Source organism: Granulicella aggregans (assembly GCF_014203275.1).
Taxonomy (GTDB): Bacteria; Acidobacteriota; Terriglobia; order Terriglobales; family Acidobacteriaceae; genus Edaphobacter.
The window spans coordinates 375,216-389,794 of record NZ_JACHIP010000002.1 but is presented as its reverse complement, the minus strand read 5'-3'; the positions used below and the strand labels follow the sequence as shown (position 1 = coordinate 389,794).

The 14,579-nt window shown below is 60.2% G+C and carries 6 protein-coding genes and 1 tRNA gene; 5 read left to right on the top strand and 2 right to left on the bottom strand.

The genetic code is table 11. From position 1 onward, the window contains the following. Positions 1–20: 20 nt before the first annotated feature. From HDF16_RS07060 to HDF16_RS07050, 3 genes are all read left to right on the top strand, one after another. Positions 21–4,091, top strand: a complete 4,071-nt coding sequence (locus HDF16_RS07060; protein ID WP_184214898.1) for a hypothetical protein — start codon at positions 21–23, stop codon at positions 4,089–4,091. A gap of 80 nt (positions 4,092–4,171) precedes the next feature. Beyond that, positions 4,172–7,462, top strand: a complete 3,291-nt coding sequence (locus HDF16_RS07055; RefSeq protein WP_184214896.1) for a DUF3857 domain-containing protein — start codon at positions 4,172–4,174, stop codon at positions 7,460–7,462. A gap of 77 nt (positions 7,463–7,539) precedes the next feature. Then, positions 7,540–11,070, top strand: a complete 3,531-nt coding sequence (locus HDF16_RS07050) for an FG-GAP-like repeat-containing protein (RefSeq protein WP_246408826.1) — start codon at positions 7,540–7,542, stop codon at positions 11,068–11,070. 131 nt (positions 11,071–11,201) lie between these two features. Here the strand turns inward: HDF16_RS07050 and HDF16_RS07045 are convergent. Beyond that, positions 11,202–11,277: transfer RNA gene (locus tag HDF16_RS07045), tRNA-Cys, on the bottom strand. Positions 11,278–11,362: 85 nt separating this feature from the next. After that, a complete protein-coding gene (locus HDF16_RS07040) occupies positions 11,363–12,028 on the bottom strand; it encodes a peroxiredoxin (RefSeq protein WP_184214894.1) in 666 nt (221 codons plus the stop codon). A gap of 312 nt (positions 12,029–12,340) precedes the next feature. On the opposite strand from HDF16_RS07040, the gene HDF16_RS07030 reads away from it, so the two are divergent. Both HDF16_RS07030 and HDF16_RS07025 read left to right on the top strand, forming a co-directional pair. Then, entirely contained in the window at positions 12,341–13,279 is a 939-nt protein-coding gene (locus tag HDF16_RS07030; protein ID WP_184214890.1) for a PhzF family phenazine biosynthesis protein, read from the top strand. 784 nt (positions 13,280–14,063) lie between these two features. Beyond that, positions 14,064–14,516, top strand: coding sequence for a response regulator (locus HDF16_RS07025; RefSeq protein ID WP_184216158.1), 453 nt, complete (start codon positions 14,064–14,066; stop codon positions 14,514–14,516). Positions 14,517–14,579 lie beyond the last annotated feature (63 nt).

The following is a 14,579-nucleotide window of genomic DNA, read 5'->3' as shown; positions in this document are numbered from 1 at the left end:
TAGGTCATCGGGAGTCGGCTATGTTCAAGAGAGGTTCTGCTGCGGCCTTCGCTGTGACCGTCGCCCTCCCGACGGTGCACTTCGGTTCGCCCTCGTCTGCTGCGCCGTCCGGTATTACGGTTGTCGGAGCTTCGGCGCGCCAGGAGGCGGTGCCGAAGGTGTCCTACGCTGGTGGCTGCAGTGCCTATTTCGCCTCTGAAGGGGGTAAGCCGCATACGGAACCCGAAGACGAAAACGCCGGTTCAGCGACCACGGTCATCGATAGCTTCTTTAGTCTCGACGCCGGAAAGAATCCGCCGCTCCCATCGACAGTCCGCTATGCCATCGCGCTTACGCCTGATCCTCGCCACACCAACCTCAGTGTCATGTTCGACCGCGAGATGGCGCTGCTTGTACAGGCCGCCCAGGACCAGGGCTACGACTACAACTCCTCATGGATTCCGTGGTCATCAGACTCATCGCCTGCCCTGACTCATCTCGGCGAGCGACAGTATGCGGACGACCTTGGCAGCCAACGCGAAAGCTGTCCCGGCGTGATCCTCTTCCGGCGCCGCAACCAGTCTGGCGCGGAGACATTCAGCAAAGGTCTGGTGGTCCTCGTGGTCGGGGAACAGGCCACCGGGGGTATCAATCAGGGGCAGTGGTGGAACGCTTTGCTGTGGCTGAGCCAGCACGCGGGACTGACCGCCCCCTTGCCACACGCGGACAAGACCCAGGCTAAGCCGATCGCCGGCGACGGCGTCCTCCGCATCCTGGGACCTACCTTCACCGGATCCCTACCTTCGCTGAGGCGAAACCTTAAAGCTCTGTACGATCCAGACGCGCCGCAGCCCGGTGGCGCTCCCGCTCCGCCAGCAAATCTCCGCGACTGGTTTCCCATCGCCCGCATACTCAGCGGCAGCGTCAGTAGTTGCTCCGCGGTGCAATGGTTCGAGCGCGAACTTCCACGCGGCGCGCAGGGTTCCTCTCCGTGGCACATCGACTTCGGCACCTTCCAGGAGAACGACTCCGTCCACATCTATCGCCTGATGAAGTTCCTCAGCTCCCAGGGGACTTCTCCATCGGACACTGCCATCCTCTCCGAAGATGAGACCGCCTACGCAGCGCGCGAGAAAACGGATTCTCCCTGCGACTTTCCCTACGCCCAGGACAATCGCCCCATCCATCTCGTCTTCCCTCGCGACATTTCTGCTCTCCGTAATGCCTATGAGAGACAGGAGGTCTTCGCGGGTAGCGGACCGGGCCTCAAGGAGCGCGCCCATCCGATCCTGCATGGCGATGCTCCCGGAGATACGGATCAATCCGAGATTACCGACACCATCGCAAGCTCCAATGGCGCCGTCGCCGCCATCGACCAGGAGGCCTATCTCTATGGCCTCGTCAGCATCCTGCGAACGCATCACGCCCGCTATCTCATCCTGCGTTGCACCAACCCGCTCGACTTCCTTTTCCTGACCCGCTTCTTCCACCGCGCTTACCCGCAGGCACGCATCGTCACGGTTGGCTCGGACCTGCTCTTCCGCCGCGAGATCGACACCACGGAGTTTCGCGGCGTGCTCTCGATCACCAGCTACCCGTTGCTGCCACGCTCTCAGCATTGGTCGCGGATTACGGAGGATAAGTGGGACGAACAGAACCACAACCACTTGGTCTTCCAGGGCGACATCGCGGAGGGCATGTACTTCGCCGCGCGTTACACGTTGCAGGGTGCGAACCTGCCGAGCCCAAACTCCGATCCGCAGACGGATCAATCTTCGGACGTTCCCCTGATCCCCGCCCAGCAAGCTCCGCCGGAGTGCCTGGACATGACTGGCCCATGTCCTGCGCTGCGGATGTATCGGGCTTTTCCCGCACCCGACTTCTCCGATCCCTTCTGGTTTCACCCGGAGACTACGGTCAAGAACGACTTCGCGACGCATCCACCCACCTGGATCTCGGCCGTAGGTCGTGACGGCTATTGGCCGATCGCTGTCATCAAGAGAGATCAGATCGCCGGCGTGTGTCTCGAAGATGAAAACAACCATTGTTCCATCGGCTCTCCCGCGAAGGCTCCGCCCGTCTCGACCGTTCTGGATCTCATTGAGCCGGACCCCGCAGAACTCGCGAAGCTGCCGGACCCGAAGACTCCGACCTCCGCTCTTGTACAGCACTATGAATTCAAACGCGCGTCCACTTCAGGTCAACCCAGGATCTTGAATTCCCGGCTCAGGATCTCGCTTCCGCTTCCCTGGATCATCGCCGCGTTACTTGCTTCGGCCCTGCTTGGCTACCAGGTTTGGGGATTGATTCAGGGCGGCATCAATCCCGCGGATGGTCTCTTCTCGGTCTTCCGTCTCTCCGAAGATCCCGCGCATGGCGTCCTGCTCGCCGTCGGCTGCTCATTGTCGTTGATGCTGCTCTTTGAACTCGGAGGGGTCTCGTTCGTCCCTCCTGATTTTTCCCTCGTTAGCGGTTCCAGGGCTTACATCTACACCGTCTTCACAACTCTCTTTGTTGCAGTCGTTCTACTCATTGTCTGGTTCGTTCGACGGAAGCGCAGACTCGACGGCCTGGGTCTACCGCCGGCCGCAGGCAGCCTCATTCGGACACTTGGAACCCTGGCAGCATCCTGCACGGTGTTCTTCCTCCTGTTCTGGTTCTGTTATCTCTCGCGCCTCGATGAGGTCAATGCCGTCCCGCGTTTCTATCGCATGGTCCACATTACCGACGGTGTGTCTCCATTGCTCCCGGTCCTGCTTCTGACCTTCGGCTTTTATCTTTGGAACTGGCAGGCGGTCGCGGGAGACCTAATGCTAGCCCGGGGCTGTCCTACTTTGCCCCGTTTACGCAACGAACATGCAGTGGAAGGGGGTTGGTATCAGATCGGTCCGTTTGGCCGGACCTTCTTCTCACAGCCAGCCGCAGGTGACGGACCGAACACGCTTGAACCGGAGAACAACCACATCAGCCAGACGGTTGGCAGAGAGATCCTCCGTCTTGCCCACCCCTTCTGCTTCTCGAACCGGATCATCGCCGTGCCGATCTTTTTCTTCATCGCGACGTGCGTGTGTTTCAACTGGACTCATAACCTTCCTCTCCTGGGCCTGGAGAGTAGCTGCTTCAACATCGTCGTCGACGGCATCCTCATCCTCGCGCTCCTCTTCACCGCCACCGAAGCGCTCCGTCTCTACTCCACTTGGGTCATGTTGAGAAAGCTGCTGCTTGCCCTCGGACGTCTGCGCCTGCTCAGAACCATCTGTCGCCTTCGTCCCATCGAGGCGGGCTCTATCTGGAGTGTCAGCGGGAGCGTCCGCCGCGTCCAGTACGACCTCCTCCGCGACCAGCTTGATGCTGCTAACCGGCTGATCCTCCTCACGGATGCGACGCCAGAAGGTGCCGGCCCCTTCACATACCTTCAGAAGGCGGCCATCTATGGAAAAGAGTTCGCCAGGCATATCGAGTCTCCCGTCGTGGGCGAGGTCGCATGGAACTCTCATCTCACGCCTCCCGCTCCGATGCCTGTGGAGGAACCAGCTCAGATTCTTCCGTCTCTGATGCTGCGAGACGTTCTCGCCGACGCCGTTGGCGAGGTTTCCAACGTGCTTACTCAGATCTGGTGCACAGAAACGGAATCAATCAACATTGAGGGGCTCGGTACCGGGGGCGAAGAGAATCCCAAGATGATCCCACTCAGCGACGATCCGCAAATCCGCGCTGCGGAGGAGTTCGTCGCCTACCACTACATCTCCTTCATCCAGAACATCGTCGCCCGCATGCGCACCATGACGCTCTCGATGATCTTCCTCTTCATCACCGTCTGCTCGGCCATCTCGTTTTACCCCTTCGTTCCGCGCACCGAAGTCAGCGTCTGGCTCATCCTGAATCTTGTGCTGATCGGCTCCGCTGTCGCCTACGTCTACGCCGGCATGGAGCGAGACGAGATCCTCAGCTACATCGCCAGCACCACGCCAGGCCGATTGGGAACGGACTTTTACGTTCGCCTTGCGACATTTCTGGCCGGGCCTCTGATCGGCGTCCTGACTACCCAGTTTCCATCCATCACAGACACCGCGTTGCAATGGCTGCAGCCTGGCCTCGACGCCATAAAGTAGTCAAAGTGCCAGTCCGGGTCCGCCGGCGACTATAACCATGTACCACGTGCGCGAAATCTGCTATACACGCAGTTACACCCATGAAACTCCGTCTGATTGTCCTGTCCGCTGCTGTAATTGCGACCCTGCCGCTGCCGTCCCGCACTCAAACTCCGGCGTCCTCCGCCGATCCGTACCGCGATGAGCCGTTTGTCTTTGAGCGGTACGATACGACCACTACGATGAAGGCCGACGGCACCGGAGACATCGTGCAGCACGTGATCGTGCGCGTTCAGTCCGACGGCGTGGCGCGACAGTTCAGCGTCCTGAATCTCTCGTATGCCTCAGCAAATTCGACCGCGACGATGGAGTTCGTACGCGTACACAAGCCGGACGGCAGCACCATCAACACGCCGGTCGACGACGCCATGGAGATGCCCGCCGAAGTGACCCGCGAGGCGCCGATGTACTCGGACCTGAAAGAGAAGCACCTGCCTGTGCGCAGCCTTGCGTCAGGCGACCGGCTGGAATATCAGTTCCACACCGTCCTTACCAAGGCGCAGGCTCCGGGACAGTTCTGGGGGGCAGAGCACTTCCTGGTGCAGGGTGGTGTGGTTCTGGAGCAAAGCCTCACGCTCTCCGTGCCGGAGAAGACCTACGTTCAGGTTTGGAGCCCGAACCACAAGACGACTCCAGTGGTGCGCGACGGGATGCAGGTGTGGACGTGGACCTCGTCGCAGGCCAAGGCCAGCGCACGCGACGAGAACGGCAAGATGACTGCCGCCGACGTGAAGGACCCAGACGAGGACGCCGACGGGCGCAAGCTCCCCAGCGTGGCCTGGACCACCTTCCATAGCTGGGCCGAGGTTGGCGATTGGTATCGCAGCCTGGCAGAGCAGCGCCTCCAACCCACCGCCAGCGTACGGGCCAAGGCTGACGAGCTGACGAAGAACGCGAAGACACCCCAGGAGCAGGCAGAGGCGCTCTACCACTTCGTTGCGACGCAGATTCGTTACATCTCGCTTTCGTTCGGTGTGGGCCGCTTTCAACCGCATACACCCGACGAAGTGCTGGACCACGGCTACGGCGATTGCAAGGACAAGGATACCCTGCTCGAGAGCCTCCTGCGCGCGAAAGGGATGACCACGGCACCCGTGCTCATCGGGGCCGGTATCGCGCCGGTAACGGATGTGCCCTCACCTTCCGTCTTCAACCACGCCATCACGACCGTAGAGTTGCCTGACGCGGCGGGCAAGCCAGAGCAAGTGTGGCTCGATTCCACAGCGGAGGTCGCGCCCTTTCGTGTGCTGATGCCCGTCATCCGCGACCAGCAGGCGCTCGTCATCCCGGATAAGGCACCCGCCACATTGGAGAAGACTCCGCCCAACCCGCCCTATGCCTATCACGAAGACTTTACCGCCGTGGGCACGCTGGACGGCGACGGCTTGATGAAGAGCCACATGGTCCTGACCGCGAGGTCAGACAATGAGCTCGAGTTGCGCTCCATGATGCAGCGGCTATCGCCCGCGCAATGGGACGACGCGATGCAGTACCTCTCGGGGGCAATGGGGTTTGGAGGCAAGGTGAGCGGTACGGACATGCGCCAGGCCGATGCAGCCGCGCCCGTGAAGATCAGCTACGACTACAGCCGAGAGAAGTACGCCGGGTGGGAGAACAAGCAATCGCTGCCGCTCTTCCCCGCAGTTGAACTCACTCTAATAAACGACGAGAAGGCACCAGAGCACGATATCGATCTTGGGGCGCCGCGAACCGTCGAGGCTCACAGCACCGTCGCTCTCCCCGCTGGCTATCGTGCCGAGCTGCCCGACGCGGTGCATGTCACCCGGGAGTTCGCGACCTACGACAAGACCTATCGCCTTGTCGACGGGAAGGTCATCGCGGAACGAAAGCTGGTCGTCAAGGTACATAAGTTGCCGCGTGACCGCTGGAAGGACTACCTCGCCTTTCAGAAGGCCACTCTTGTTAGCGATGGGGAGCCTTATCTGCGGCTCATCCCACCCGACCATCTCACGATCAACAAGCAGGCCGCCAAGAGCGCATCCACCGCGCCGGCAAAGGACACGCCGGCCAAAGATGCTATGCCTGCGGTTGATTCCTCAAACCCATCCGACGTTCGGCAGCAGCTCGCAGAGATCACCACCATGCTGCAGCGACGCGATCTCAGTGGGGCTCGCAACCGCCTCGAAGCTTTACGGAAGAGTTCGCCGGATGCGCCTTATGTGCTGGGTATGCTTGGGCTCGTCAAGGCGGAGGACGGCGACTTCGACGCCGGAGCCCATGATGTCGAAGCGGAGATGAAGGCGCATCCCGATGACGACCCGTGGATGGTGCTCGGTCTGGCCCAGGAGTACAGCAGCAAGCAACGTTACAGCGATGCCGAAGCGTTGCTAAGCAAGTTTGGCGGCAGCGGTGATCGCGTTCAGCAGATGCGAGTCTACGTGCTTGAGAGGCAGAATGACTACATGCATGCGCTCGGAGTTTTGCGCGATCTGCAGGCGCGCCAGCCTGACAATCGTGCGATCGCCTCGCAGGTGGCAAGCACTCTATACGAACTGCATCGCAACGAAGAAGCCGCCATGGCCGCGAAGAAAGCGATGGACGGTAGCGACGATCCTGATGTCATCAACAACAACGTCTATGTACTGTCGGAGACGAAGATCGATCTTCCGTTCGCGGAGACGCAGTCGCGCCGCTCGGTCGATCTGCTCGAAAAGGCGACCGCCTCGCATATTTTGGAAGTGGCGAATACGAAGGCCTTCGCTGATTCGTCGAACCTCGTCGCCTCGTGGGACACGCTGGGGTACATCCTGCTGCTGGAGAGCAAGCCTAAGGAGGCCGAGCCCTACCTGCGCGCAGCATGGTTCTCTCAGGAAAGCGTAATCGTCGGCAATCACCTGGCGCAGGCCTTCGAGGGGCTGGACCGCAATCCAGATGCGCTATGGATATACCGGCTTGCGAAGGAGGCTGAGCACGCTGCCGATGCGAAGCAGGACTATGCCGAAGTGACCGCGGCCATTGCGCGCCTCGAGAAGGCCGGGGTCAAGGCGGCCAGCGGTGAAGGCTTTCCCACGTCAATGCAGGACCTTCGCAGCTACCACGTGAAGAACGGTGCTGGCGCGGAGGGTGGCGGCACGGTGCGTCTGCAGTTGAACGCCGAAGGCGTCGCCGCAGCCATGCTCGTCTCCGGCGACGCAAAGCTGAAGCCCCTGCTGGACGAGTCGAAGTCGCTGCGTCTGCCCGGCGCGGAACCCGCCGGATCGTCCGCGCGCGTACTGCGCGATGCGGTGGTGTACTGCGGCAAGAAGAGTTCAACCTGCGATCTGGTGTTCATGCTCAACTCTGGTATCGCAGTGGAGGGAGCGTCAGAGTAGGCCCCGTAGACTCCAGCTGCGGTGTTTTTTGTTAGACTCTGGGGCAGCCTAGCGAGGAATTGGCGAGGCTCTTGCCCATGCTCCAGACCATCGACGATGCAACGCAACCTGCGCCTGTTGTGGCTGGGATTCTCCGCACCGCCCTCTCGCGCGGTGCGCGCCTGCTTCTATTTGCGGGTGTGATCGTGAGTTCGATGTCCAGCGCTATCGCGGCGCAGGCGATAGCCGCTACCGTGCATCATCCGGCCAAAGAAGAAGCCAGAGAAAAGGCAATTCGGGAGAACAACGCCGGCGTTGCCATGCTGACGCAACAGCTTCCTGACCGTGCTCTCATTCGTTTTCGGGCAGCGAGAACCCTCGCTCCGGAAGACCCCGCGCCTCTCTTGAATGAAGGCATAACACTTCTCTATCAACAGAAGGATGCCGAGGCGGAGGAGCTTCTACTGAAGGTGCAGAAGTCTGTGCCAACGGATGCGCGCGCCGCCTATTGCCTGGGCCTCCTCTATTTCAGAATGGCCCGCCCCGATGCTGCTCTGGAGGCGTTTCAACGCGCGTTGGAGCTTGATCCTCGGGATGCCGATGGATGGTACTTCCTGGGCAGCACTGCCGCGATACTTAAGAAGGACGACGTAGCTCAAAGGGCGTTCGAACGCGCCATCGAACTCAATCCGGCACACGCTTCAGCGGAGTTTGGCCTGGCGCGAATGTTGCAGCATCGCGGCTCTGCCGACAAGGCCCGTCTCCACTTCACGCGCTTCCAGCAACTAAGCAAGGATGGCCGTGGCCGTACAGTGAATTCGATCTACGGAGAGCAAGGGCGAAATGCCATGGCCCAGGAGCTGCGCTCCAGCCTCCCAAGCGTTGAACCGCTGGGCAACGTGGCCTTCACGGTACTCCCTCTTGATGCAGGTGACACTGATCTCAGGCCCGACAGTCCTGATCCAGCATTGCAACATGGCGCAGGACTCTGCGTTCTGGATCTCTTCGGGGATCATCGCAAGACGATTTTGAGTATGGGCAACGGAAACCAACCCTTGCACGCATGGCAGATTCACGACGGACACCTGGTCGAGAAGACTCTCAAGGATACCGGACTCGATGCATCGGGCGCTGGGAAAGCCATTGCCTGCGCTGTTGGCGACTTCAACGATGACGGTACTCCAGACCTCGCCATAGCTTTCACTAACCGCATCGTGTTGCTCCTCAATCAAGGGCCGGGCCGCTTCAAAGACGTGACACAGGGGTCCGGTGTGACAGGCCTGAATCAGCCCTCGGGTCTCTCCTTTGTTGACTTTGACCACGACGGTGACCTCGACCTTCTGCTAACTGGCAGCGGACAAGAGGGCAACAACATTCTGTGGCGAAATAACGGAGACGGAACTTTTACCCAGTGGACCAAAGAGACAGGGCTCAGCGGCTCTTCGTCCACCTCGGCGGCAATCCTGTCCGACATCAACAGCGACCGCGCGGTGGACCTCATCACGACAGGCATGGCGCCCTCACCAGAGCTCTACTTCAACCAGAGGGAAGGAGCCTTTCGCGCGCAGCCGCTTTACCGCGATGCGTTGGGCCCGACGCGAGGCATCGTTACAGCGGACTTCGAAAAGACGGGACGCATGGACATCGCCGTCACGCACGTGGGCGCTCCAGGACTTAGCGTATGGAGCAACACCGGTAGCGAGGATCCCAGCAAAGCCCTCTTCGAGCGCATCCCCGTGCCGCTAAAGGGAGCTACCGGGGCCTTTGGCCTGGCGGCGTTCGATGTCGACAACGACGGCTTCGTTGACCTGGCAGTGCTGGTGGATGTAAGCGGGACGCGCCAACTCCGCGTCTTACGCAACTGCGGTCCTCGCTGCTTCGAAGATGATTCAGAGCATCTTGGGCTGAAGGGCATCGATCTGTCTGAAGCGGAGTCGGTGATCGCTGTGGATACAGAGCAGCGAGGCGTCGCCGATCTGATCATCGGCCGCGTTGGACGAACGCCTCTGGTGCTGCACAACTCCGGCGACAGCCGTCATCATGCGCTGCGCTTGGCCTTGCAGGGCCTTGCGGACAACCGTAGCGCCATCGGCACGCAGGTCGAGCTCATCGCGAACGGCCAGCCACAGCACTTCGAGATCACCGGCAGCGCCGGGCTCGCCAGCCAGGGCGACCTAGAGCTGCTCGCAGGCTTAGGCACGGCGGAGACCGCGGATGTGGTACGCCTCTTATGGCCCACCGGCGTACCGCAGGATGAGATCGACAAGCCTTCCGCGAAGCCGTCGGTGATTACAGAGCTCGACCGCCGTGGGAGCTCCTGCCCGACGCTCTTCACCTGGAACGGAGAGCGCTACGAGTTCATCAGTGACGTGATTGGCGCCGGCGTTGTCGGGCACTGGATCTCTCCAACGGAGAAGAACATCGCCGATCCCGACGAGTGGGTGCGGGTGCGCGGCGACCAGTTGAAGGCGCACGATGGGCTGCTCTCTCTACGCTTTGGCGAGCCCATGGAAGAGGTCAACTACATCGACCAGGTAAAGCTCGTAGCGATCGATCATCCGGCGGGCACCGAAGCCTATCCCGAAGAGGCGTTCCTCGATGAGCCTCCCTTTGCCTCGGGCAAGCTGGTAGTCGCGTCCAGCCATGCCCATGTACCGGAGGGAGCGTGGGACGATCACGGCAACGATGTTCGACAGCTGCTATCGGACGAGGATCACCGCTACGTGCGCGACTTCGATGTGCTTCGCTATGCAGGCTTCACCAATGAGCATCAACTCACTCTGGATTTGGGCGACTGGAAACAGGCCCAGCCATTGCGTCTCTTTCTCACCGGCTACATCGAGTACTTCACGGCCAACTCGATGTATGCAGCATGGCAGGCCGGACTGACGCCGCAGTCGCCATCGCTCGAAGCGCAGCTTCCCGATGGAAGCTGGAAGACGATCATCAAAGACCTCGGCTTTCCCGCCGGCCTGCAGCGCACGATCGTTGCAGATCTTACCGGCAGACTACCCGTGGGTACACGGCGCGTCCGCCTTCGTACAAACCTGCAAATCTATTGGGACAAGATTCTGGTGGATAACGCAGAGGATCCTCGCAAGGCACGCACGACGGAGCTCCCACTGCATGGCGGCAACCTTGCGTTTCGCGGATATCCGAAACAGATCGAGCGTGACAATCCCGGCGATCTGACCTACGACTACAACCAGATCAGCGCCACGGGCCCCTTCTTCTGGCAGCGCGGGAACTACACGCGCTATGGCGATGTGACACCGCTTCTAGAGGCTGCGGATAACCGATACGTCGTCTTCGGTAGCGGCGAGGAGATCGAGGTGCAATTTGATAACTCTTCGCTTCCGCCGCTCTCGCCAGGATGGCGCCGCGACTATCTCTTCTATGTCAATGGATATGTGAAGGACATGGATTTCTACGAAGCCAGTCCCTACACCGTCTCGCAGATGCCCTTTCATGGCATGAGCGCTTACCCTTACGGCAATCAACAGAGCTATCCGCTGACCCGCGAGAACCTGCGTTATGAGCTGGAGTGGAACGACCGTTCGCGCTCCGGCGAACAGGCGCAACCGCATCATTTTGACTACAAGCCAACGCAGGAACGACTTGGACTTTAGGCGCGTTGAATCGTCTTCCGTGTGTCGATTGTTTCGTGAGGATCGAACTTTTCAGCAGCTGTAGTTGCCTATGCCATGCCCCGGATCGGCAAGACAAAGTATGCGGTCGCTGGCCTGCATTTTTGAATGATTGGAGCACCGAATGGGATTTGAACCCATGAATACTGGTTTTGCAGACCAGCGCGTTAGCCACTTCGCCATCGGTGCTCATTGACTCGCCGGGAGCCGGTGAATGCCACACTCCCCGCAATCTCGTTGATCCTATCGTACAACCTTGCCTTAGCCTAAGTCCCTAGCGGGCTGCGAGCGCAAGGTCCTTCTTCGCCAGATACCACGTTGCCACGTTCAATCCGGCGCCACCACCGTTGGTTCGCTTTGCCGCGTCGGCCAGCGTAGCCGGAGCAGGCACGATCACCTGTTGACCCGGCTTCCAGTTTGCCGGACAGCTCACGCCGTTCGCATCCGCCGTCTGCAGTCCCTGGAACATCCTCACCAACTCCGCGACATTGCGTCCCAGCTGAGCAGGGTAGTACATCAACGCCCGCACCAGGCCCTGCGGATCAATCGCAAACACCGCCCGCACGGTCGCCGTATCGTTCGCCACTTCATGCACCAGGCCATAAGCCTGAGAGACTTTCTGATCGAGATCGGCAATCACGGGGAAACGGATCTGAACTCCCGCCATCGACTCCAGGTCACGTACCCATGCAATGTGCGAGTAGATCGAGTCAATCGACACGCCCACGAGCTGCACGTTTAGCCGCTCAAACTCATCCTGGTGCTTCGCAAACTCGATGAACTCAGTTGAGCATACCGGCGTGAAGTCCGACGGATGCGAGAACAGCAGCACCCACTTGCCCTTGGCCGTGTAGTCGCTCAGGCGGATCGGGCCGTGTGTGCTCGTCGCCTCGAAATCCGGCGCTACTTCAAGAATCCTGGGAATCCGACCTTCGCTCATCGCTGCTCCTATCCCAAACCGAAAACAATCAGAAACAGAAAACCCACCCTCGCTTCTCAGCGTCCGGGTGGGTTTTATCTGCTCTTCGAAATGCTTCGCTTACTTCGAGTCGCTTATCCCATCATCCCGGAACACACCACGTCACATCCGCAGCAACAGCAGCGGCAGCAAGGCATGTTCGAGATGGAAGTCATCGTCATAAGCTCTAAACTGAATCTGTACCGCAGCCTGCCCTGAGTTCTATGCGGGTATGGCCGAGGAGGCTGTTTGACCTCCTTGCGGTAACTTCGACCTTACGATTTCGAGGCTTTCATGTCAATCCCACCCTCATCCTCTGGACACGCCCGCACCGACTACGCCCTCGTCGACGTCTTCGCCGAGTCACCCCTCGAAGGCAACATGCTCGCGATCTTCACCGATGCTCGCCACCTCTCTGCAGACACCATGCAGGCGCTCGCCCGCGAGACCAACCTCGCTGAGACCACCTTCATCATCCCGCGCGACCCCGCCATCGAAGCCGAACGCGGCGTACAGGTTCGCATCTTCACCGTTCAGGAGGAGCTTCAGTTCGCCGGCCATCCCACTCTGGGCACTGCCACGTGGCTCTATCTCAATCACCCCGTGCTGCGCGGGGCGGAGACCATCACGCTCGACCTTCCCGTCGGCCCCATCACTGTGACGTTCGGCCCTCAGGATGCCGCAAAATCAGGCGTGTCCGGGACCATGCAGCAGAAGGCTCCCACCTTCGGCATGACGCACTCGCCAGAGGCCATAGCAGCCGCGCTGGGGCTCTCGGTCGATGACCTTGACCCGTCGCTGCCAATCCAGACTGTCTCGACCGGCATGGCCTTCTGCATCGTTCCGCTACGCTCGATGGAAGTCGCGTCGCGCCTCTGCATCCCGCAGGATAAGGCGCAAGCCTATCTCGACTCCTGCGACGCAAAATTCTTCTACTGCATCACGCGCACGGAGGAAGGCTCGTCTGCTGACTGGCACAACCGGATGCAGTTCTACAACGGTGAAGATCCCGCCACTGGCTCGGCATCGGGCTGCACCATCGCTTATCTTGTGCACCATAAGGCGGCAGTCAATGACCAGACAGTTGTATTCGAGCAGGGAATTGAGATCAATCGGCCAAGCCGAATTGAGGTTAGAGCCGCCTTTTCAACCGATCAACAATCGATTCCCGATTTAGTGTTCGTCGGAGGTCGCACCATTCCCGTTGCATCCGGGACCTTTTTCCTGCCGTGATACACCGGATTCCCACAAGGGAAAACCGCGTTTAACAGCCAATTCACGCATGCTTCGAATTTTTGCTTCGATGGCAAGAGGAAAGAAATCCTTCGCTTCGCCAAATCTTCGCACTTGCGAAGTCCATGAGCCGTTCGTAATGTTGGGAAGCGTTACAGGAGACAGATGAGGCGCGCTGTTCGGCTCTCTTCATCGTTGCTCTCCAAAAAACAGTCTTTCGCCTGCTTTACCACAACTTGAGTTGAGAGAAGCCTCGCTGCTTGTCCACCCCGGTTCAAGTCTCCATCAGCTTCGCTGATGTGTGCTCTTGGATCCGATGCCGGACACCGCAGACGCTCGCCTTCACTCGCACATCGCCCCTGCTTGCAAGGCGATCTTACCGCAAATCGCGCTAAGATCGCGGCCGCCGCAGCTAGGCCATCTGCGTCCCTGAAGCCAGCGTGGCAACCTGCCCTGACTCCTTGCACGATGCAAGGCGGACCAGCAAGTGGGGCTTCTCTCGCACCCGTGGCCGCGCCGTTCCATGCCTCTAAACGAGGTCGAACGGCAGGCCAGGGGCACTGCTTCCCTCAGGAGCAGACAGGAGAGTCTCGTCTCATCGAGCCTCTCTTGTCTGACTCCCCTCGGCGCAGACGCCCTTTCTCGCTCTCAATTCATCGAGAACGTCTGCGGGTTCGTCCGAAACCATGCTGCCACGATGCGCCTCGCAACAAACGAGCACATCGCCGCGGCCCTCTCCGCCGCACGGCCCTACCAGCCGTGCCGGCAGATAATGCGAGCCCCGATGCGCCCCAAGAAGTCCATTCTCTGTGTCGACAGCAACGAACAGCCTCTCTCCGTTCGCAAGTTCCTCCTCGAAACCCGCGGCTATCGCGTCCTTACCGCAACCAGCTCCCAGCAGGCGCTTGAGATCCTCCAGGCCTCCATCCCCGGCACGCTCGACCTCATCCTTGCGGACCTCATCATGCCGCAGATGGACGGCAACGAACTTGTCCGCCGCGCCAAGCAGCTTCACCCCGGTCTACCCGCGATGATCGTCTCCGGCACCGTCACCTCCTTCGACCGCGCGATCGCCGCCGATGTCTTCCTCCCCAAGGGCGCATGTTCCGCCTCCGAGATGCTCGAACGCATCCGCGTCCTGGTGGCCCGCAAACGCGGCCCCAAGAAGGCCGTCAAGCCCGACTACACGACCCCCGAGTACGCGCAGCCCTCCTTCGCCCACGCCGCCGCCAGCTAGCTAGCGCAAGCCTCAAGCATCTGCGTAAAACTCTTGTGTCTGTAATTCTGCTTGTCATTCCCG

Excerpts from the sequence above, each read along its gene's own strand:
- HDF16_RS07040 (WP_184214894.1), bottom strand. The coding sequence starts at position 12,028 with ATGAGCGAAGGTCGGATTCCCAGGATTCTTGAAGTAGCGCCGGATTTC.
- HDF16_RS07060 (WP_184214898.1), top strand. The coding sequence starts at position 21 with ATGTTCAAGAGAGGTTCTGCTGCGGCCTTCGCTGTGACCGTCGCCCTC.
- HDF16_RS07030 (WP_184214890.1), top strand. The coding sequence starts at position 12,341 with ATGTCAATCCCACCCTCATCCTCTGGACACGCCCGCACCGACTACGCC.
- HDF16_RS07025 (WP_184216158.1), top strand. The coding sequence starts at position 14,064 with ATGCGCCCCAAGAAGTCCATTCTCTGTGTCGACAGCAACGAACAGCCT.
- HDF16_RS07055 (WP_184214896.1), top strand. The coding sequence starts at position 4,172 with ATGAAACTCCGTCTGATTGTCCTGTCCGCTGCTGTAATTGCGACCCTG.
- HDF16_RS07050 (WP_246408826.1), top strand. The coding sequence starts at position 7,540 with ATGCTCCAGACCATCGACGATGCAACGCAACCTGCGCCTGTTGTGGCT.